Below are 20,376 nucleotides of genomic sequence, written 5' to 3'. Positions count from 1 at the left end.
TCTTGAACAACTCGAAAGATTTTTACAGAACGAATTCGGTGTTCAACAAATACTCGGTTGGATGAAAACTCCTTGTTCTCTTTTTTCTGTTCACTTGTTAACTTTGATTTCTTGGCGTTTAAGAAAGTGTGTCAATTAAATCTTCTCCAAGATATCCTAAATCTCCCTTAAATTTTTGTTTTGGGTCAAAGTTATCGCGGTTTTCTCGAAACAAAGTTATATCGCTTTTTAGTCCAGGTTCGCCAGCTACAACATCAACGATATCCTTGGCATCTGGTAAAATAATTATCTGACTTTTAAATGTATGTTTACATGCCTTACCAGAGTAATATTTTTCTTGTTCTTTATTATCCACAGGTCTTTCCCTTACTTGTTCATAGCTATCTACAATTAATTCATAATCTGTAAGTATTTCTTTGACTACCATCAAGTCAGATTCGTTTTTTTTTAATTGTTCAATTAAACAGGATGGTAGCAATTCTCTGAGTATTGGCAACCAATAGTTAAATCTATCATTTGCGGTGGACTCACTCACACCAAACTGGATACCAAGAAGCTCAAATGTAGTCAGATGCCTGAGATAAACCAACGTTAAAATTATTTGTTCTTTGAGCGATAATTTTGGTTTACGACCTCCACCACCAGCAATCATTCTCACTTTTTTTGATTCTAATAAATTTTGTAATTCAAGAGTGTAATCGCTCTGCATTTTGAATTAATTGTTGTAACTGTTCATACTCCAGACCAATTAACCGCTTTGTTCTTTTAGGATTCTCTTCAATATGATTCAGTATGTCGCTCATGTTTCTGTGTCAAAAAAGCTATTTAATGTTCTTTTACCACAGAATGTTACTATTTTGGAGATGTCTATTAGTAGCAGATCCTATCAGTTTAACTGATTGGGAGGCATTGACTGTCAAGCTTCCTCCAGCCCCACTACTGCTAGTTCGAGCTGAAATCGCTGCTCCATCTTGGATTAATAACTGATTGGTGTTAATCGTAATTTTTCCTGCAGGCCCTATGTCATAGGCGTTAGAACTTATTCTGCTCGGATACCATCTATTAGGAAACTGTGGCAGAATAGCAGTACCGACTAGCTGCACTGATTCGGCATTTACTGTTATACTCCCTCCAACCCCTTTACCTTCGCTATCGGTTATAATTCCGGCTCCATTTTGGATGAGTAACTGTCTAGTGTTAATCGTGATGTCTCCGGCGTCTCCTACTCCATTAGATGCAGCAAACATACCAGTAGAGCCTAAGTTGGGATTATCTGGAATACCGGTTATTTGCACTGATTCTGAGGCATTCACAGTCAAATTTCCTGCCACACCTGCATTTGTTGTACTAGATGAAATCTTTCCTCCTGCTAGGATTTGTAACTGTCTGGTGTTAATTGTCAGGTCTCCTGCATCTCCTGCCCCAGAATTTTCAGCAAATAAACCACTGCGAATTCCAGTAGGTGATTCTCCAACGACTTGCACTGATTCGGAAGCATTTACACTCAATCCTTTTCCAGGTAATGCTCCTAAAGTGCTGGCTTCAATCTTGGAACCTCCACTAACTGTAACTTTTTTACCCCACACCTGAATAGCGCCGCCACCTTCGCCACTGGTACTGACCAAGGCTTGATTACTGAGTGAGATATCGGCTTTAGCTAGATTATCAGGAACAATCAAACTTAAATTATTACCATCCACATTCAGTCCGATTGTCCCCTCACCTGCAACTCCTGCCAATTCCACTCGCCCACCCGGAGCATTCAATTGACCTTCGTTGATGGCAATTTCTCCACCGACTAATAGCAGACTTCGAGCATCTGGTACTCGTAGACCAAAGATATTATCTCCTGTTGGTGCAATTGACCTGTTTTCAATTCTGCCAGCCTGAAGTTGATTGAATAGCAAAGCCGAAGGATTAACTGTTAGTAATGCAGAAGGAGTTTGAGGATTTGTTGCACTAAATTCCAAGCCATTGCCAAACACAAAAGAATTCGCCGTACTCCCGACAAACGAACCCGCCACATCAAGGCGTGCATTGTTCCCAAATAAAATGCCATTGGGATTAATCAAAAACAAATTTGCACCACCATCCACCCCCAATGTGCCGAGAATATTCGAGATATTACTTCCTGTCACCCGTGTGAGAATATTGGAGATTCCCGTGGGATTGGCAAAATAAACTCGCTGCAATTCACCCACATTGAATTCCTGGAAACTATGGAATAGGTTTGTACCGCGAATTGCTCCACCATCAATCCGGTCAGCAGCACTACCTTTGATATTGACATTGCCAGTGATTATTGAAGAGTTATTACCCAATGTTTCATCAGGGGTAATCTGGGCTAAGGCGTGATTTTCACAAGAAAATATGCCATGAGCAAGCACTCCAATAATACTAATAGCTTCTAATAAATCTGAGTGCCAATTCCTATTTTTACAGGTTGTCATATCAGAACCAGCCTCGCTTGCTCATTTCTTACCTGTGAATATGCAATCAATTTTTTGAGAAATTTATCTATAATTAATTTTATTTCAGCAGATATTTTGACTAGATGAGAGTAAAATTTTAAAAAATTAAAATTAATTAATAGACATTTAGTGAAATTAAATATGCGTTATCCAGAACCCTTGTAAGCAGTTTAAAGAAAAAATAGCACCATAGATGAATTGCTTTACCACTAGCAATAACCAGGATTTTAAATCCATTGAGTATCAAAAGCGTCTTGTCCGGCACCATAAATTAAGTCGCCATACTCCTGCCAATGAGTTAGTTCCTGCTGCCAAAGTTGGGGTGAGTGCAGCACAGAAAGATTTTCCAGTAATTGCTGCCTATTTTTTGGGGCAGTAAGTGCCAGACGCACTGCCCGATGACTTAGTGCCATTCGGTAACAATCTGTTGCTAGTGGTGGTTTTTGTTGCCAGTTGGGATGCCCTTTAAGTAATGACCCCCAACGAGTACAGGTAAACGCTACTACTGGAATACCTGTCTTTGAAGCGCTGGGAAGAACATCTTCTTGAGCTTTTCGATGTGCCATATTATAGCGGAGCATCAGCACGTCACATTGATGTCCTTCTATTAATTGTTTGGCAATGGGTAGGTTATGAGTTGTGACTCCTACATAACGCACGAGTTTTTGATCTTTCCAAGAATGCAGTTCGTCAAGCACCGCTTGAAGTTGACCTATGTCATCAGCAGGGGAAACATATTCAGCAAAAAATACATCCACTTGCGCGATATTTAAACGATGGCGCACACAGTCCAAGTAATTGCGTAAAGATTCTATATTCCGATTTTCACTACCTGTTGCTACCAAGGTCTGCTCACGCTTTCCTACCAACAGAGATTTCAAGCCATCCAAGAAGTTTTCTGATTCCAAATTGTAAAAGAAAAAGTAATTGATCCCCGCTTCAAATGCCAATGAAACAGTTGCAGCATCTATCGATTGCCCTGCTAAACCAAGAATGCTTGCTGGCTGTCTGTGTATAGTTACTAACTCCACGTCAACGCTCCAATTCTCACTTTTACTCTATTACACCTTCATGATGTTAGTGAAAACTCAATGAATCTTAATTTTTAATCATCTTCTGCAATGATTGATAAAAATTGGTTAACTTATGAAAAAAGGAAGTCAGGAGTATTGAATTAGGAGCTACAAATTGGAAACCACGCAATCATGTCACGGTTAAGTATTATAAAATATAAAATTATTACTGTCGAATCTTATTTCACAATGATATAAGCTAATATTCTCACTCCAAAATGTATATTTCAACCAAATAAAGTAATTGAGCTTTAAAACGCTTTAACTCATGCATAACTCTAGTTAAGATCGTCACATTCGTCAAGCGTCAACAGAATGGCTCCATGTTAATTTAAGACCTTTTGTGTGCAATGAAAAAGCCTGGATTTATTGAGCGTCATCGCCTGTGGACAGAAATCCAAAAAGAAGCATCTAAAAAGCTTGAGGCTGTTGTCAAAGAACGGGATCTATTGTTGATTTGTACCGCTTGGTCAGACCAGCATGGCATTGTTCGCAGCAAATCGCTCTTACCGCAGACATTTTTCAGCGCCTTAGAAAATGGTATGCAAATCAGCACAGGGACATTCCTGTTTGATACTGGTGGTGCAATAGTATTTAACCCGTTTGTTCCTGGCGGTAGTTTAGATATGCCTTTGATGACAGGTGCGCCAAATCTTGTGGCTGTTCCTGACCCTGATACCTTCAAAATTCTGCCTTGGGCAAAACGTACTGGTTTTATCCTCTGTAACGAGTACTTTCAAAATGGTCAGGTAATGCCCTTTTCCAGTCGCGGTATTTTGCGCCAATCATTGGTAGAGTTACATCAAAGAGGATTGGAGTATATTGTCGGCTTAGAAGTTGAGTGGTATTTGGCAAAATTAGAAGATCCAATGTTAGCGATCGCTAATGTTGGTACTTCTGGAAAACCTGGTGAACCTGCCAAAGTTAGCGCTGTAGAGCATAGTTTCCAATATCTTTTAGAATCCCACAATCCAGAGATTCACGATTTACTGCGCGTTTTGGCAGAAAACTTAGTTGAAATGGGATTGCCTTTAAGGAGTGTAGAAAATGAAGGAGGTGTCGGTCAATTTGAATTTACCTTTGACCCGATTCCGGCGTTGCAAGCTGCGGATACAATGATGATATTCCGCATGGCGACCAAGCAAATCTGCCGTCAACAAGGTTACATTGCATCATTTATGTGTCGTCCAGGATTACAAGGTTCTTCTTCCAATGGTTGGCATTTGCACCAATCCCTGGTAGACCGAACCACAGGCGAGAACGCTTTCATGTCTGCAAACTCTAAAACCCTAATGTCAGATTTAGGTAAACATTTCGTTGGTGGTCTTCTGAAACACGCCAATCCCGCTTCTGTGTTCACAACCCCGACAATTAATGGCTACAAAAGATTTAGACCTTATTCCCTAGCTCCCGATCGCGCCGGATGGGGATTGGAAAATCGAGGGGCAATGATTAGATTACAAGGTGGTTTTGATGACCCCACCACCCATATTGAAAACCGAGTTGGAGAACCAGCAGCCAATCCTTATCTGTATATGGCATCGCAATTGATTTCTGGATTAGATGGTGTAGATCGTAAACTTGACCCTGGCTCCCCAACAGAGTCACCTTATGCTACAGAAAGTCCCACCTTACCCAAAAGTTTACCAGAGGCGATTTCATATTTGAGCCAAAGCGAACTTTTTGCTCAAAAAATGGGGCAGCAGTTTATCAACTTCATCATAAAGATGAAACAGAATGAAATCAATCGCTTTTTGCAGTCCGTCAGCGATCGCCCACCAGAAGACTATTTAAAACAGGTGACTAACTGGGAGCAAAGAGAATATTTTGAATTATTTTGAAGTAAATAATTCCTATAAATGTCGCGCTTTTAAGGATGATTATTAAGATATTTAAGTGAATCTTTTGATAATTACCTGCCCCACCATCCCCAGTCCCCAGTCCCCAGTCCCTTGCTATACTGTTTCACAATTGCGCCCCATCCATACTTGCTGTAAGAAAAATTATTATATTTTTAACTTTATACAAGCGTAATTACACAAAAGTAAATACTTATTTTTTAATAAATATTTACTTATTTTGGTAAGTCAAACTTCGCCAATTTCCGAGGTTGAGTTGATGTATAAACCTCATTTTGGCAAAGATATTAGTATGTAATATGTCATATAATACAGGAGATATTTAAGTTCAGTTTTTATAGGAGAAAGGTTGTGTCTGAAAACAAACCAGAAAAGTTGAATTCACAAGCAGTACCATTCTTCGCTCGATTCTTGGAAGGGCAAAGCCTTGAAGACCTTTCTGATGAAGACTCAAAAGCGATTATCGGTGGTAAATGTAATAATGCCACAAACAAGAATAAGGATGAACTTGTAACAACTCTGAAGTTTCCATCCGATCAAGAAGATGGCGCAGTAACTAAGAAGTACCCTTCTGATAGTGATGAATACGCTGTTACTCAGAAGTATCCTTCAGATGGTGATGACAGTTCGCCGTCTAAACCTGTATAACTGCATACTTTTGATTACACCAGAGATGCGGTTTTAAAACTATTGTCAGTATAAAAATACAGTTAGTGCCAACTTCGTCTAGGGGTTGGCTTCTCATTAAAATTAAGTTCACTTGTTTAAAATTTTGCTTTCTCAACAGTTAACAATAGTGAAAATGCAAAAACTAATAAAAATATTTTATGCACCTCGCTCGTGATGTAGTTTTATTAATCACCCATAGTGGTGATTATTTTACAATAGATAAAGTTGCAGAAGCAGTATCAAAACTAGGTGCACAGCCATTTCGTCTTGATACTGATAAGTTTCCGATCGCACTCCAACTCCAAGCTAATTTAAGTAATTCTGATAGCAATCATTCACTGATATATAACGATCGCTCCCTCAACACCGAGCAAGTGCAAGCAGTATGGATGCGGCGTATTTGGCAACCCGATCTCGGTCAAGAATTGGCTCCAAAATTTCAAGCAGCCTGTTCTAATGAATCACTCGCAGTCTTAGATGGCTTTTGGGACAGCCTCAGAGATGCTAAGTGGGTGGATGATTTACGCCGGATAAGTGCAGCTGAAAACAAGTTACGCCAACTGCGGATTGCATCGGAAGTAGGTCTTGTTATACCTCGGACTCTTGTCACCAACAATCCTCAAGAAGCACGAGAATTTTTCCACCAAGTTAAGGGAAAAATGATTGTCAAGCTGCTCAGACCTCTTTCTTCTGGGATGCAAGCCTCTTCTTTTTTCATGTATACCAGCGCCGTTAAAGAAGAAGACTTACCGGATGCTGAAACACTGCGCTATTGTCCAGTTATGTTTCAAGAACAAATTCCTAAACAGCAAGAACTACGAGCAGTATATGTGAATGGCAATCTCTTTGTCGGGGCGCTAGATGCGTCTGAATATGCAGCATCTACCCAGGATTGGCGACGCGAGACAAAAGAGATTCTTACCTGGCAACCACATCAATTACCCGATCGACTAATCCGTTGTTTAGATGCCTTTATGGCTAAATTTGGACTGGTTTTTGGAGCATTTGATTTAATTAAAACGCCATCAGGAGAATATGTTTTTTTAGAAATTAATCCTACAGGAGAGTGGGGAATGCTGGAGAGAGATTTGGACTATCCAATTGCTTTTGCGATCGCATCTGCATTACTTTCAAAAAGCCCGAAGTAAAATGCTCTTACTTAAAAATTCCCAACCAACTGATAACCCAATACGCTTGGGTTAAGGCTGAATGGCACTAAGTTAAAATATAGCCCCTGCCCTGACTGGTTCCCAGCCTGGAGGCTGGGAATCCATCCTGAGAGGCTCCGCCTCCAGTGGCTTGACCAGAGGCAGAGCCTCTGGCAATACATTCCCAGTCTGAAGACTGGGAACGAGGCGAATTTATTTATGGGGATTATTAATTTTGAATTTTGAATTTTGAATTCGGAGCGAAGCGACGTGACTATTTTAATCATTACTCACAGCCAAGATAACGAAAGTATTCCTTTAGTTATTCAGGCAATTGAAGCCCAAGGAAAGAAAGCATTTCGTTTTGACACAGACCGATTTCCCACAGAAATGCAGTTAGATATTTACTATGGTAGTAGTCAGCGAGTGATTTTGAGTGTCGATGACCAGACATTAGATTTAAATGAAGTGTCAGCAGTTTGGTATCGGCGCATTGCAATTGGGTCAAAAATTCCCAACTCGATGGATAGGCAACTTAGAAAAGCTTCACTGAAAGAATCTCGCGTCAGCATTCAGGGAATGATTGCTAGTATCAGGGGGTTTCATCTTGACCCTCTGCCAAATATTCGCCGAGCCGAAAATAAACAACTGCAATTACAAATAGCAAGAGATATCGGTCTAGATACGCCTCGCACTCTGACTACAAATAATCCAATAGCAGTAAAGCAATTTGCCCAAGAGTGTCAGCAGGGAATGATTACCAAAATGCTGTCTTCTTTCGCTATTTATGATGAACAAGGGCGAGAAAAAGTTGTGTTTACAAATCCAATTTCCTCAGAGGATCTAGACAACCTTGATGGTTTACGTTTCTGCCCAATGACATTTCAAGAAAAGATTCCCAAGGCATTGGAATTGCGGACAATTATTGTCGGTAAAAGCGTGCTAACGGCTGCGGTTGATTCTCAAGCTTTGGATAAGGCACGTTATGACTGGCGCAAACAAGGAATCGCCTTACTCGACGCTTGGGAGTCATACACTTTGCCCGAAGATGTCGAAGAAAAATTGCTCAAACTCATGGCAGAATTTGGTTTAAATTATGGGGCGCTTGATATTATTTTGACTCCTGATGGTCGTCATGTATTCCTGGAAGTTAACCCAGTTGGCGAGTTCTTCTGGCTGGAACGCTCTCCTGGCTTACCGATTTCCCAGGCGATCGCTGAGGTTTTAAATAATTCAGCTAGTTGATTACAAATTCTCTTTATAGGATGTCTGAAAAGTTCTTTTATATACATCTAATCCTTGGAGATCCCCCTAAATCCCCCTTAAAAAGGGGGACTTTAAGACTCTTATTCCCCCCTTTTTTAAGGGGAGCCAGCGCGGTCTTGGGGGTTTCCCCCATGAGCGACTGGCGTGGGTTAGGGGGGATCAATAAATATTTGATACTTCTCAGACATCCTCTTTAGCTGGCATTGCGATACCGCGTTTAACTAGACTTGCTTCAAGTTCTTGAATAAATTTTAAGTCTTCCTCCAATAAAAGCTGGCTTTCGCTAGAAGAAAGATTTTTTTCCAGAAAAGCAAATGCTTGCCGAAATTGACGCGGATTTGCTTTAATTAGCGATTCAAAGTGACAGGAAATAATCTGCTGAAAATCCCAACTTGCAACTGTATCAGCCCATTTGAGGACTTGTCTTGGTGCTTGAGGAAAAATGAGGATTTGCAAAATCGGTGCGACAAATGGTCGTCCCTGACCTCTTAGAGCGTCGAATGCCTGCTTCCAGGTTTCTTGCCAGCGAAAAGGAAATAAACCAAAGTACGTTTTTAGCGATCGCTCTGGTGCTTTGAGAGCATCACGAAACATCTGTCCGATTGAAGCAACTTCCAAAGCACTTGGACGGAAGTAAAGCGCAAACAGTGAAATGCGTTGCCATCCTTTGCGACGGTTGTCTTCATTGTCCTCGATTGTTTCCCAGGCATTATCCCTGGCATGAAACAGTAAGGGATAAGGATCTAATTGGAGGATTTCTGGTGGGTCAACTGGCACAGAAAGTATAGAATCAGTTACAAGCAGAGTGCGCGATCGCTTGTGAAACACTGCAACTTCTGCAAAAGATCCTCGTCCCAAGTCGATGTCTAATATTGCATAGTCAAACTCCAAAGCGAAGGGAGCAAGGCTTGAGTCCTCTGGAAGTTCTTGAGTTCGTTTTTGGGGAAAACCTAGCCAACTAAGCGGCAGATTGAACGGGAAACTCCACTGGTGCGGGGCAACAAACACTTGTGCTTGAGGAAAGCGACGAGCAAAGGGGCCAACGAAGACTTTATGCTCCAGACCCGAACTGGTTGGCAGTAAGATGTACTTAACTTCACCGTGCTTTGCTACCAACTCATTAACCAAGCGGACACACTCAGTTGTTGGAGCAACAGGTGCATAGACCAGAAGTCCGCCGCCAGAGAGCTTGACCACAGTCATACGAATCGGCACGATGGTGTAGAGAATGCCGTGAAGCTGATCGAATGTCCAGATAGTGTCCTGAACTATTTCCTGACGAAGTGTCCGCCGCCTGCCGTAGGGGTAAAGTGGGACAGCAGCCCAGAATGGCCATGACCAATCCTTGGGGTTGTTCAAAGGAGACATCCCTCGATCTCGTACTTCAACCTTCGACTGAGATCCTTGTGAATTCATCGTCGTTCCATTGTCTTGGCGTGGGCCAATTATGAGAGTGCTGTAGTGGCTACAAGATTGGTATAGCACGCTTGTCGGGCGAGAGCAACTGGCTAAAATCCCTACACAACACAACACAACACTTGTTGGTAAAAGAATCTTTTTACCGAAAGTTTACCGCGATCACGCTCTAGTTTTGTACACAATCGTTTACAGTTCGTTTTGTCTAGAGTCTGTCTTAGGGTAAAACTAGCACTGCTATATTTGCCTGTTTGCTGGTTTTATGCCGAATTACAAAAACAGAGCAGGAAAAAATCCTGCTCTGAGTGAACATTGGCTATATAACAGTTTTTCTAAGGTTTCTTTGAACTAGTATTGATAAGAGGTCTTTTAACTTGATTTCTAAGGCAGACAGCACCAAAATGGCAGTTCTCACAAGATTAGTGGTGTGGACTTTCAAAGGTGGATCACCTTTGCGAAGCATTTCACGATTCTGCTCGTACAAATCTCCTAGCCATTCCTCGCATTCCTCGCGAGCTTGTTCAGGGAAAAGGCCGGCTATAAAAGATGCTACCTGTACACTTGGCAAAGTTTCAGGAAAATGTTTTGGTCTATACTTGCGAAGTCTTTTTTCTAACTTTGAGTTTTCTTCCAAAACTTCCAGCATGGCTTCTTTTTCTTTTAACCTTTGCCGCATCTGTTCCAGATTATCCGAATCTTCAAATGTCAGAAAAGCTACTTCTTCTTCAGGTAGATTGCCAAGCCATAAGATTATGTCTGAAGGCTTGGAAGGCTTCCAAGGTTGCAACTCCGCTGCCTGAGAGTTTGTAATAGCGCCGCCTAGCTCCTCCTCTTTCTTCACGTCCTTCGTCTCCCCAACGGGATTCGACAAGTCCCTTTTTCTCCAAAGAATGGAGAACAGGGTAAAGCGTGCCAATACCGATTCGGCGTTTACCTCCGCTAGCTTCTTCCACAGCCTGCGGTATTTGCAGACCATAGAGTTCTTTGCTGTAGAGGGCAAGGAGGACGAGTTCTTCTCTGGGTGAAATTTCGACATTAGTGGGGCCTCGAGCTGAGTGGTTTAGGGTAGTTTCCATTGCATTAACTCCAATCAATTTAGTAGTGGTGAGCATCTTTTCTCTAGGATGCTCACGAGATAAGGATGGGTACTTTCTCTTTTTATAGTATATCTTAAAAATTTGATAATTCAGGGTTGTCAGGTAACAATTATTGCATTTCCTTATCCACCAAAGTATCTGACATCTGGGGGTGACTTGACTGATGCTTTAACTCCTTAATGAAGGCATCAACTGCTTTGCCCGCAGTTGATTGACCACCTACCTTAAGCTTGTTGAGAGTGCGATCGCGCTCCGGCTGCGTCAGAATTTGCATTGATGAGCGTTGCAGTTTTCGTTGCACCTAAACTGCGATCGCCAATGAGCCGACGGTGAGTAACTTGTTAAGATGATGTTGACTCAAAATCAGTCACAGCAAACCATCACTGACCGTCATTAGAAGCATGAAGCATCTGTCAGACTACAACTTCTTCGATCCAGAAGTGCTTGTGTGCCCTTATGAATTCTACAAGCTGGCACAGGAGCAAGCACCAATTATGGAGCTACCAAGTCCCTCAACAGAAGCAAAACTCTTTCTTGTTACTCGCTATGACTTAGCGCTCGAAATTCTTAAGGATACAAGAGTATTCTCTAGCAATTTCTCGACTTTACTAGCTGGCAAAGAACAACACGATCAAGAGTTGCAGAAAATTGCTGCTCAAGGCTGGCCTCAGATGAACACCCTACTCACAGCAGACCCACCAGAACACGAGCGATTTCGCTCGCTGGTGAATAAGGCATTCACCTCATCGCGTATCAACAAAATGCGTGACTTGATTGAGCAAATTGTTGATGAACTGATTGACAGCTTTATTGATCGCGGCAAGTGTGAATTTGTCAGTGAGTTTGCCGTACCCTTACCGCTCAAAGTTATTGCTCAACAGTTAGGTGTGCCGCAAGCAGATTTGCCCAAGTTCAAGCAATGGTCTGATGCTTTTATTGCGCGTTTAGGTAACTTACTTTCTAGAGAGCAAGAGATCGAGTGTGCTAAAGATGTTGTCGCTTTCCAGCATTATTTTCATGATGTCATAGAGTCACGCCAAAAACAGCCTCAAGATGATTTGATTACTGACTTGGTACAAGCAAAAGTGGATGGAGAGCGATCGCTCGACACTGCTGAACTACTGAGTATAATTCAGCAAATATTAGTGGCAGGCAATGAGACTGTCACCAGTGCGATCGCAGGTGGGATGTTGTTGCTGACAAACAACAAAGAGCAGATGAAGTTGGTACAAACAGATATTTCTCTGTTAGAGAACTTTGTTGAAGAAGTTTTACGAATGCAAAGTCCGACAGCAGGAATGTGGCGAGTTGTGACGGAAGATACAAAGCTCCAAGATGTCGATCTCAAAGCTGGGTCTTTAGTGATGCTCCGCTTCGATGCTGCTAACCGCGACTCGCTAAAATTTATTGAAGGTGAGCGTTTCGATGTGCGCCGCCATAATGCCAGCAACCACCTATCTTTTGGTCATGGCATTCATTTTTGCTTGGGCGCCATGCTTGCTCGTAAGGAAATGCAGATTGCATATCAGCGTTTGCTGCTACGCCTGAAGGACATTCGCTTGGCACAAGAAGGATACCAATATTTACCAAATGTACTCATGCGGACACTAAAGCACCTCTATATTGAGTTCGACAAAGCATCAGGAACCACCAGTTCAGTAATAAATACTACTAGAATTTCGAGAGGAGGTAAAAACAATGCTACGAACCATTGAAGGAATTTATAAAAACGGCAAAATCGAACTAGCTGAAAAACCACAAGGCATTACTGAAAGCAAAGTCTTTGTTACTTTCTTAGAAACAAAACCCATGACTTGGCCAGAAACTATTATGCAACATCAAGGTGTAGTAGAAAGTATTATTTTTGAGTCCTACCGAGACGAACTGCTACCACCTAACGAAATCGAGTTTTAATGATGGGTTATTTACTCGCATAATTACGGCGCTTATGTTGCCCACCCCACAAAAATTATATAAATTTTAGATATGCAAACTAGATGTGGTTTAGCTTTTTGTTGTAACATCTAATGTTCGAGAATTTCAAAGAGTAAATGGTTTGCAAATAGAAAATTGGCGTTCTTCTTAAATTACATATCAATGTATTGGAAATGGGGCTTTAGGCTATTAATCGGATTTTTGGGGCTGTGGCTACTGTTGGATCTGGGTTGCCGTTTGGGAGCAGAGATTTTTTGGTTTCGGGAAGTCGGCTATCTGCAAGTATTTTTGTTGAGGCTGCTGACTCGTGGTATTTTGTGGGTAGTCGTGGCTGGGATAACTGCTGCCTATCTACTGTTAAACCTGGCTTTAGCACAACGGCTAAAATATTCCCAGTTAAAGATTGAGCAAGCAGAACTCAACAGTGAATTAACAAATTTTCTCAGTCCTAATTATCCAAGACGCAACGAAACCCGGATACTTACGCCACAACGCCCTCAAGCATTAAAATTGCGCTGGTTATTACCCTTAACTCTGATATTGAGCTTGTTAATTGGGTTAATGCTGGCTCACTATGGTCAAATTGCTCTTTTCTACTGGCATTCTCCAGTTAATCAGGCTATTCTACCTGTTCCCGCTCTATTTCGACTGGAGACAATCTGGCAACTTTTGAAGCAGATTCTCTCTCAACTCTGGTATCTCGGTTTAATTGGGGGAGTAGCGATCGCCATTTTAATCTATCCGCAATTTTTACTGACTGCGATCGCAATTCTTTCGAGTCCCATTTTTGCTTTCATCATCTTCCGACACTGGCCAAAGGTGCTGGAATTTTTGCACCCTACACTTTTCAACAGCACTGAGCCTTTATTTGGTCGAGATATCAGCTTTTACGTATTTTCTTTACCTTTTTGGGAACTGCTAGAACTCTGGCTGATGGGATTATGTTTGTATGGCTTCGTCGCCGTTACCCTCACTTATCTTTTGTCGGCAGATAGTTTGAGTCAGGGAATTTTCCCCGGTTTTTCACCCCAGCAGCAGCGTCATTTATTCGGTATGGGTGGCTTGTTGATGCTAGTAGTGGCTTTTAGTTATTGGCAAAGTCGCTATGAACTGGTGTATTCTAGCCGGGGAGTGAGTTATGGTGCTAGCTATACCGATGTGACAGTTCAGTTGCCAGCTTACACCGTTTTGGGCATTGTGGCAGTAGCGATCGCAACTTACCTGCTTTGGCGAACGTTTTTCTGGAAATCCAAATCTCGGTATCGTCGCTTTTTCTTTTATGGGTTAGGGGTTTATTTAGTATTAGTTATAGCTGCTGATGTTGTTTTACCCACTGTGGTGCAATATTTAATTGTTCAACCTAATGAGTTGCAACGAGAGCAACCTTACATTCAGCGGACTATTGCCTTAACTCGTCAAGCATTCGATTTAGAGGCGATTGATTCTAGAAGCTTCAACCCGCAAGGAACACTGACTGAAGTTGATATTCAAAAGAATGCCTCGACAATTCGGAATATTCGCCTTTGGGATGAGCGACCACTTTTAGAAACTAACCGTCAACTGCAACAAATTCGGCCCTATTATCGGTTCCCTGATGCCGATATCGATCGATATACTCTCAAAACAGATGAACCTTCACCTCAGCCGCCAGAACCTAAGCAGGAAGCAGTTGACTCAACAGAACGGCGGCAAGTATTAATTGCCGCGCGAGAATTAGATTACACTGCCGTACCACAGGAAGCTCAAACATGGGTTAATCGCCATTTAATTTATACCCACGGTTTCGGGTTTACTGTTAGTCCAGTTAATACAGTTGGGCCGGGTGGACTACCAGAATATTTTGTTAAAGATATTAGCGGTAATAGTAGCGCTCTCACAACTTCTAATCAAGCCGTTCGTGAAAGTATTCCCATTGGGCAACCCCGGATTTATTACGGTGAAATTACGAATACTTATGTAATGACTGGCACAAGAGTTAGAGAGCTAGACTATCCTAGCGGTAGTGATAATGTTTACAACTCTTATGAGGGTCTAGGTGGCGTTGAAATCGGTTCAATATGGCGACGGTGGCTATTTGCAATGTATTTGAAAGATTGGCAGATGATGCTGACGCGGGACTTTTTGCCAGATACAAAAGTGCTACTGCGACGAAATATCAAGCAAAGAATTCAAGCGATCGCCCCCTTCCTCAAATTTGACAGCGACCCTTATTTAGTTGCTGCTGCTGCTAATCAAGATTTCCCCAGTAATCCCAGTTATCTTTATTGGATTGTTGACGCTTACACAACGAGCGATCGCTATCCTTATTCAGACACGGGTAGCGATGGTATCAATTACATTCGCAATTCTATCAAAGTAGTAATTGATGCCTATCACGGGACTGTGAAGTTTTACATTGCCGATCGAAGCGATCCAATCATTGCCACTTGGTCAGCGATATTTCCCAATATGTTCAAACCGCTCAGTACAATGCCAGTCAATCTCCGCAGTCATACCCGATATCCAGAGGACTTTTTCAAAATTCAATCTGAGCGGTTGATGACTTACCACATGACCGACCCCCAAGTATTTTACAATCGGGAAGACCAGTGGCAAATTCCGAATGAAATCTATGGTAGCGAACCTCGTCCGGTAGAGCCATATTATTTGATTACAAGTTTACCCACCGTAGACTTTGTTGGCAAAGCCTCTCGTAGAGAAGAATTTCTTCTGTTTTTACCTTATACTCCCAAACAGCGGACTAATTTAATCGCTTGGTTAGCGGCGCGATCGGATGGCAAAAACTACGGTAAGCTGTTGCTATACGTCTTTCCTAAAGAACGCCTGATTTACGGAACAGAGCAAATCGAGGCGCGGATTAACCAAGACCCAGTAATTTCTCAGCAAATTTCCTTATGGAATCGCCAGGGTTCGAGAGCGATTCAAGGCAATTTACTAGTAATTCCCATTCAGCAATCGCTGCTGTATGTCGAGCCAATCTATATAGAAGCCACACAGAATAGTCTGCCAACCTTGGTACGAGTAGTAGTAGCTTACGAAAACCGGATTGTCATGGCGCAAACCTTAGAACAAGCATTGCAAGGAATTTTTAAACCAGAAGTTACACCAGCGCCGGCGATTATCCGTCCCTTTGAAGAAGCAGCCCCGCCAGGTTAAGTAGGGGCGCAAGTCCTTGCGCCCCTACAAATCTATAAATAATTTGGGATAATTTATTTTTTAGAATTTAAATCGGAAAAGTAAATTTTTCAGTAAGTTTAATCGCCGAGATTTAAAGACTAGCTTGATTATATCTAGCATATTTTTATTTTTAGGAACTGCTGGTGGTGTGGTGCAAGTTAAAACAGCACAGAAGTCAGGGTTCACATTACAACTTTTACATACTTCCGATCAAGAAGCAGGTGTCCCGGCGCTGAAGGATGCACCGAACTTTTCGGCGGTGTTGAATGCACTGAAAAATCAGGATGCTAATCGCGACGGTAAGCCTGATTATCCTAATACCTTAATTCTTTCATCTGGAGATGCTTATATTCCCAGTCCCTTTTTATTTGCCAGTGACACAGCTTTTGGTGGACAGGGGCGGGGAGATATTTTAATTTTAAATGCTCTTGGGTTTGGTGCGATCGCCTTTGGCAATCACGAATTTGATTTAGGTACGGGTGTTGTCGCTGACTTGCTGCGTGCTAAAGAAGATTACCCAGCTACAAAATTTCCCAACTTGATATCACCAATGCTTTACGGTTCAACAATGGCTTGACTTTAGTAACTTTGAATGCGAAAGAACTATTAGTAATAATTCAACACAGTGTAGCAGGCATCGCACCAGGTGCTACCCCTGGCAGTTTTCCCCAAATAGCGGGATTAGCCTTTAGCTTTGATCCAGATTTGCCAGCAGGTAAGCGTGTTAAATCCCTAGCTATCAAAGATGGAAAAGGCAAAATTATTGATGTAGTGGTGAAAAATGCAGAGTTAGTGGGTGACTCTAATCGCATCTTCCGCGCTGTCACCTTAAACTTCCTCGCAAATGGTGGTGATGGTTATCCTTTTCCTAAAAGAGAACGGGTTGATTTGATTAGGACTTACGCACGGGTAACGGAAAACGAACCGCAGAGGGCGCAGAGGTCACGGAGGAATGAGAGTTTGAGAGGGTTTTTGCGTAAGTCCTATTGATATCAAAAGATGCTAAACGTACAGGTTTATCTACCTTTGCTGCTGATGGTTCTGAACAAGATGCATTAGCAGAATATCTGGCTGCTAACTTTAAACAGATTCCATTTGCTCAGGAGGATGTACCAGCTACCGAAGATACTCGCATTCAAAATCTGAAGCTGCGTAAAGATGTGGTATTTTGAATCAATGGTCAAAATTCCAGTAATTGATTTCACTAATTTTACTAAAAGCAACGCAATAACTCGGCAAGCTGTGATCAAACAAATTTATGAGGCTTGTCATGAAATTGGCTTCATGTACTTGCAAAATTCGGGAATACCAAAAAACCTAATCGAGGAAGTATTCACTCACAGCAAATCTTTTTTCAATTTAGCTTTAGAAGTTAAGCAAAAACAAGCTTGGAGTGATGAATTTAGTAATATGGGTTACGTTGGGATTGAAAGAGAACGTCTTAACCCCAATCAACCAGGCGATTTAAAAGAGGCATTTAATGTCAATAAACAAGCGGTAGGGATAAATGCTTCTCTTGTCACCTTCTACGCTTGTTGTACAGAACTTGCTAATACGATATTACAAGCTTATGCGTTGGCATTGGAATTGCCAGAAGATTTTTTTACTATCAGACATAATCAACAAAATCATACGTTGCGACTATTACACTATCCGCCATTGCAGACACCACCGAAACCCGGACAGGTGCGTGCTGGCGAGCATTCCGATTATGGCAGTATTACCTTGCTTTTTCAAGATGACATTGGCGGGTTAGAAGTACAGACAGTATCTAGAGAGTGGATTGTTGTGCCTGCAATTCCTGATACTGTAATAGTCAATACTGGTGATTTAATGCAACGGTGGACAAATCATCGATTTTGCTCAACTAAGCATCGAGTGATGATTCCCAGTGATAACAGGGTAAATCAGTCGCGGTATTCTATGGCTTTTTTCTGTCATCCTAATGATGATACAGAAATTAGTTGTTTGGAGAGTTGCCAGAAAGAACAATCGCCTATTTATCCGCCTATACTGGCGGGAGAATATCTTTTACAACGTTTACAAGCAACTTATGGGAATTCGTAATTAAGAAAGTAGGCCTCTTGCATAAGTTGAATAGACCCCCCTTTATTCCCCTTTCAAGGGCAGGTTTTTAAGCTTTCGATAAATAGTTGAGAATGTTCTCAATTATTGAACGTAGTTTTAAGTTCTCATATCATGTCCGCCAAATTACCCATAAAAAAAGAACCCCACCCCCAACCCCTCTACGGTGTACACACAAGTGTTGGTGCAGTGTATCTATCCCGCCTCGGAATAAATTCCGAGTCTCATAACCAAAGTCTTCTAAAAGAAGATTAAACAAGAAATTTAGTTTAGTCCTCTTTTAGAGGACTTTCGCTTATCAGCCCGGAACTTTAGCCTCGGAATAAATTCCGAGTCTCATAACCAAAGTCTTCTAAAAGAAGACTAAACAAGAAATTTAGTTTAGTCCTCTTTTAGAGGACTTTCGCTTATCAGCCCGGAACTAAAGTTCCGGGCGGGATATTTGCTCAGTGTGGGACTTTCATTTGAACAGAAATATTGGGTGGGTAGGATTTTTAGAGATGTGTGTACACCGCGCCTTCACGTTTGAGTGTTTCGCGCACTCTGGATCAAATTCCGCCTTGGCTGGATCGAATTTTGCCTTCACGTTTGAGTGTTTCGCGCGCTCTGGATCAAATTCCGCCTTGGCTGGATCGAATTTTGCCTTCACGTTTGAGTGTTTCGCGCACTCTGGATCAAATTCCGCCTTGGCTGGATCGAATTTTGCCTTCACGTTTGAGTGTTTCGCGCACTCTGGATCAAATTCTGCCTTGGCTGGATCGAATTTTGCCTTCACGTTTGAGTGTTTCGCGCACTCTGCATCAACTTCCGCCTTCACGTTATCAAAAATAGCCGGAAATTACTTAAATTTTAGGTTTTTAAATAAAAACCAATAATTTTACGTATGACAACTTTTGAAACAGTTGTCCATTATAGAGTTATGGAAAATTTGAAAAATCAGTAGCAATTATGGCAAGACCAAAACGAAATTCACGTATTCTTGGCAAAGCTGAAACACGTCTAGCAAGCGTTAAATCTATCAATTCAAGTCTAGATGTCGGAGAGGGATTGTCAGTCAAAGATTATACTGGAAAAATCGAAAGTCTGCGACAATCTCTAGAAGCATACAATACTACCCTCTCTACTATTGATGTCTTGCTAACCCAGATCCTTGAAAATGAGCAAGATTTAGCAGATTATTCTGAGCAAATTTTGCGTGGTATTGCTTATAAATTTGGTAAGAATAGCTATGAATATCAGATGGCTGGAGGTATTCGTAAAAGCGATCGCAAGCGTAATGTGCGTAAAAATGTGGTTTCTGCTGTTGGTGAACCCGCACCTACTGCTTTGTAAATCGAATAGAAAAGAGACTAGCAATTGCTAGTCTCTACGTTTAGGTTATTAGATTAGAATCTGGCGGATTAAAATGCTCATTACCCGATCTGGGTTCTCGGTGGGTACAAGTGGACTCCAGTCTCCAACGCTGGCATAACCAATTACTTGTAAATAGTGGATGGTGCTGGTAACGGCTTTGGCAGAACCAATCAATGTATGTTTTATCGGTTCTCTTCGGGGTAATGGCTGTCGGGTTGGTTGATGGCTGGTGGATGTATCGAAATTTTCCCCAGACAAAAACTGTTTTAACTTGGACTGGGCAGATTCTGGTAATTGTGACATGATGATATTCATACTCCGATATTGGGGTTTAGATAAAGGCGATCGCTGTCTTCTTTGCGGGATTTGGCGATCGTCTTTATCGATTTTGGGGTTTAGATAAAGGCGATCGCTGTCTTCTTTGCGGGATTTAGCGATCGCCTCGATCGTATTTTGATAATAATGTATAAATTTATACTTGTCAAGCGGTAGTTGAAAAATTTTTATTAGTAATTATCGAGTTTTAACGAAAATAAATTATGCATAATTTTAGTAATATTAGTTACTGAAATATCTATATAACTGAGTACAAATTATTGTTTCAAGAGATTGATCGAGAAAATTTAGGTTCAAAACCTCGCTTTTTAGCATCTCGTAGAAAGCGTCATTATCAATTACAAATTACCTTATACCAATTTAATGTGAAGTTACACATATCTAGATCCCCCTAAATCCCCCTTTTTAAGGGGGACTTTGATATGTTTTTCTGGTTCCTCCCTTTATAAGGGGGGCTAGGGGGGATCGAATTCTATGCAGCTTTATAAAAA

21 protein-coding genes and 1 pseudogene are annotated in these 20,376 nt (G+C 41.6%); 13 read left to right on the top strand and 9 right to left on the bottom strand.

Annotated features, from left to right (window positions below):
* The 4 genes and pseudogenes from RMY32_RS01655 to RMY32_RS01640 all read right to left on the bottom strand — a co-directional run.
* Positions 1–104, bottom strand: a pseudogene (locus RMY32_RS01655) (transposase family protein); the annotation flags it as partial.
* 14 nt (positions 105–118) lie between these two features.
* The gene (locus RMY32_RS01650; protein ID WP_409882166.1) at positions 119–709 is read right to left on the bottom strand and encodes a transposase family protein; all 591 of its coding nucleotides are present in this window, start codon (positions 707–709) and stop codon (positions 119–121) included.
* Positions 710–836: 127 nt separating this feature from the next.
* A complete protein-coding gene (locus RMY32_RS01645) occupies positions 837–2,450 on the bottom strand; it encodes a filamentous hemagglutinin N-terminal domain-containing protein (RefSeq protein ID WP_322712815.1) in 1,614 nt (537 codons plus the stop codon).
* 248 nt (positions 2,451–2,698) lie between these two features.
* A complete protein-coding gene (locus RMY32_RS01640) occupies positions 2,699–3,502 on the bottom strand; it encodes an aldo/keto reductase (RefSeq protein WP_322712813.1) in 804 nt (267 codons plus the stop codon).
* Between the two features lie 392 nt (positions 3,503–3,894).
* Here RMY32_RS01640 and RMY32_RS01635 point away from each other — a divergent pair, with 392 nt between their 5' ends.
* The 4 genes from RMY32_RS01635 (at position 3,895) to RMY32_RS01620 (ending at position 8,465) form a co-directional block, all read left to right on the top strand.
* The gene (locus RMY32_RS01635) at positions 3,895–5,385 is read left to right on the top strand and encodes a glutamine synthetase family protein (RefSeq protein ID WP_322712812.1); all 1,491 of its coding nucleotides are present in this window, start codon (positions 3,895–3,897) and stop codon (positions 5,383–5,385) included.
* A gap of 369 nt (positions 5,386–5,754) precedes the next feature.
* Complete coding sequence (locus RMY32_RS01630; RefSeq protein ID WP_322712811.1) at positions 5,755–6,051, top strand: microviridin/marinostatin family tricyclic proteinase inhibitor; 297 nt, start codon at positions 5,755–5,757, stop codon at positions 6,049–6,051.
* 179 nt (positions 6,052–6,230) lie between these two features.
* The gene (locus RMY32_RS01625) at positions 6,231–7,220 is read left to right on the top strand and encodes an MvdC family ATP-grasp ribosomal peptide maturase (RefSeq protein WP_322712809.1); all 990 of its coding nucleotides are present in this window, start codon (positions 6,231–6,233) and stop codon (positions 7,218–7,220) included.
* 270 nt (positions 7,221–7,490) lie between these two features.
* Positions 7,491–8,465 carry an MvdD family ATP-grasp ribosomal peptide maturase gene (locus RMY32_RS01620; protein WP_322712808.1) on the top strand — a complete coding sequence of 325 codons (975 nt, stop codon included), beginning with the start codon at positions 7,491–7,493 and terminating at the stop codon, positions 8,463–8,465.
* A 201-nt stretch (positions 8,466–8,666) separates the two neighbouring features.
* Here the strand turns inward: RMY32_RS01620 and RMY32_RS01615 are convergent, their stop codons facing one another.
* The 4 genes from RMY32_RS01615 to RMY32_RS01600 all read right to left on the bottom strand — a co-directional run bounded on the left by RMY32_RS01615 (position 8,667) and on the right by RMY32_RS01600 (position 11,300).
* Positions 8,667–9,902, bottom strand: a complete 1,236-nt coding sequence (locus tag RMY32_RS01615; protein WP_322712806.1) for a DUF4336 domain-containing protein — start codon at positions 9,900–9,902, stop codon at positions 8,667–8,669.
* 316 nt (positions 9,903–10,218) lie between these two features.
* Entirely contained in the window at positions 10,219–10,689 is a 471-nt protein-coding gene (locus RMY32_RS01610) for a hypothetical protein (RefSeq protein ID WP_322712804.1), read from the bottom strand.
* On the bottom strand, positions 10,628–10,978 hold the full coding sequence (locus tag RMY32_RS01605) for a PadR family transcriptional regulator (RefSeq protein ID WP_322712802.1): 351 nt from the start codon (positions 10,976–10,978) through the stop codon (positions 10,628–10,630). The genes RMY32_RS01610 and RMY32_RS01605 overlap by 62 nt, the downstream gene beginning before the upstream one ends.
* Before the next feature lie 130 nt (positions 10,979–11,108).
* Positions 11,109–11,300: a hypothetical protein gene (locus RMY32_RS01600; protein WP_409882164.1), complete on the bottom strand. Its 192-nt coding sequence runs from the start codon at positions 11,298–11,300 to the stop codon at positions 11,109–11,111.
* Between the two features lie 100 nt (positions 11,301–11,400).
* On the opposite strand from RMY32_RS01600, the gene RMY32_RS01595 reads away from it, so the two are divergent.
* The 9 genes from RMY32_RS01595 to RMY32_RS01555 all read left to right on the top strand — a co-directional run bounded on the left by RMY32_RS01595 (position 11,401) and on the right by RMY32_RS01555 (position 19,528).
* Positions 11,401–12,714 carry a cytochrome P450 gene (locus tag RMY32_RS01595; RefSeq protein ID WP_322712799.1) on the top strand — a complete coding sequence of 438 codons (1,314 nt, stop codon included), beginning with the start codon at positions 11,401–11,403 and terminating at the stop codon, positions 12,712–12,714.
* The gene (locus tag RMY32_RS01590) at positions 12,698–12,913 is read left to right on the top strand and encodes a hypothetical protein (RefSeq protein WP_289799833.1); all 216 of its coding nucleotides are present in this window, start codon (positions 12,698–12,700) and stop codon (positions 12,911–12,913) included. Before RMY32_RS01595 ends, RMY32_RS01590 begins: the two co-directional genes overlap by 17 nt.
* Before the next feature lie 183 nt (positions 12,914–13,096).
* Positions 13,097–16,090, top strand: coding sequence for a UPF0182 family protein (locus RMY32_RS01585; protein WP_322712797.1), 2,994 nt, complete (start codon positions 13,097–13,099; stop codon positions 16,088–16,090).
* Positions 16,091–16,214: 124 nt separating this feature from the next.
* Positions 16,215–16,688 carry a hypothetical protein gene (locus RMY32_RS01580; protein WP_322712795.1) on the top strand — a complete coding sequence of 158 codons (474 nt, stop codon included), beginning with the start codon at positions 16,215–16,217 and terminating at the stop codon, positions 16,686–16,688.
* The gene (locus RMY32_RS01575; protein ID WP_322712793.1) at positions 16,685–17,101 is read left to right on the top strand and encodes a 5'-nucleotidase C-terminal domain-containing protein; all 417 of its coding nucleotides are present in this window, start codon (positions 16,685–16,687) and stop codon (positions 17,099–17,101) included. Before RMY32_RS01580 ends, RMY32_RS01575 begins: the two co-directional genes overlap by 4 nt.
* On the top strand, positions 17,098–17,283 hold the full coding sequence (locus tag RMY32_RS01570) for a hypothetical protein (RefSeq protein WP_322712791.1): 186 nt from the start codon (positions 17,098–17,100) through the stop codon (positions 17,281–17,283). Before RMY32_RS01575 ends, RMY32_RS01570 begins: the two co-directional genes overlap by 4 nt.
* Before the next feature lie 4 nt (positions 17,284–17,287).
* Entirely contained in the window at positions 17,288–18,178 is an 891-nt protein-coding gene (locus RMY32_RS01565) for an isopenicillin N synthase family dioxygenase (RefSeq protein ID WP_322712790.1), read from the top strand.
* Positions 18,179–18,700: 522 nt separating this feature from the next.
* Positions 18,701–19,027: a hypothetical protein gene (locus RMY32_RS01560; protein ID WP_322712788.1), complete on the top strand. Its 327-nt coding sequence runs from the start codon at positions 18,701–18,703 to the stop codon at positions 19,025–19,027.
* A gap of 117 nt (positions 19,028–19,144) precedes the next feature.
* Positions 19,145–19,528: a hypothetical protein gene (locus RMY32_RS01555; RefSeq protein ID WP_289799826.1), complete on the top strand. Its 384-nt coding sequence runs from the start codon at positions 19,145–19,147 to the stop codon at positions 19,526–19,528.
* Positions 19,529–19,576: 48 nt separating this feature from the next.
* Here the strand turns inward: RMY32_RS01555 and RMY32_RS01550 are convergent, their stop codons facing one another.
* Positions 19,577–19,852 carry a hypothetical protein gene (locus tag RMY32_RS01550; protein WP_409882163.1) on the bottom strand — a complete coding sequence of 92 codons (276 nt, stop codon included), beginning with the start codon at positions 19,850–19,852 and terminating at the stop codon, positions 19,577–19,579.
* Positions 19,853–20,376 lie beyond the last annotated feature (524 nt).

The organism is Nostoc sp. ChiSLP03a, from assembly GCF_034531215.2.
GTDB lineage: Bacteria > Cyanobacteriota > Cyanobacteriia > Cyanobacteriales > Nostocaceae > Nostoc.
This window is presented reverse-complemented; position numbering and strand designations above follow the sequence as displayed.

What these genes read in the sequence shown, in the direction of transcription:
- RMY32_RS01650 (WP_409882166.1), bottom strand. Translation starts at nt 709, where the DNA reads ATGCAGAGCGATTACACTCTTGAATTACAAAATTTATTAGAATCAAAA.
- RMY32_RS01645 (WP_322712815.1), bottom strand. Translation starts at nt 2,450, where the DNA reads ATGACAACCTGTAAAAATAGGAATTGGCACTCAGATTTATTAGAAGCT.
- RMY32_RS01635 (WP_322712812.1), top strand. Translation starts at nt 3,895, where the DNA reads ATGAAAAAGCCTGGATTTATTGAGCGTCATCGCCTGTGGACAGAAATC.
- RMY32_RS01625 (WP_322712809.1), top strand. Translation starts at nt 6,231, where the DNA reads ATGCACCTCGCTCGTGATGTAGTTTTATTAATCACCCATAGTGGTGAT.
- RMY32_RS01615 (WP_322712806.1), bottom strand. Translation starts at nt 9,902, where the DNA reads ATGAATTCACAAGGATCTCAGTCGAAGGTTGAAGTACGAGATCGAGGG.
- RMY32_RS01605 (WP_322712802.1), bottom strand. Translation starts at nt 10,978, where the DNA reads ATGGAAACTACCCTAAACCACTCAGCTCGAGGCCCCACTAATGTCGAA.
- RMY32_RS01595 (WP_322712799.1), top strand. Translation starts at nt 11,401, where the DNA reads ATGAAGCATCTGTCAGACTACAACTTCTTCGATCCAGAAGTGCTTGTG.
- RMY32_RS01590 (WP_289799833.1), top strand. Translation starts at nt 12,698, where the DNA reads ATGCTACGAACCATTGAAGGAATTTATAAAAACGGCAAAATCGAACTA.
- RMY32_RS01585 (WP_322712797.1), top strand. Translation starts at nt 13,097, where the DNA reads ATGTATTGGAAATGGGGCTTTAGGCTATTAATCGGATTTTTGGGGCTG.
- RMY32_RS01565 (WP_322712790.1), top strand. Translation starts at nt 17,288, where the DNA reads ATGGTCAAAATTCCAGTAATTGATTTCACTAATTTTACTAAAAGCAAC.
- RMY32_RS01555 (WP_289799826.1), top strand. Translation starts at nt 19,145, where the DNA reads ATGGCAAGACCAAAACGAAATTCACGTATTCTTGGCAAAGCTGAAACA.
- RMY32_RS01550 (WP_409882163.1), bottom strand. Translation starts at nt 19,852, where the DNA reads ATGTCACAATTACCAGAATCTGCCCAGTCCAAGTTAAAACAGTTTTTG.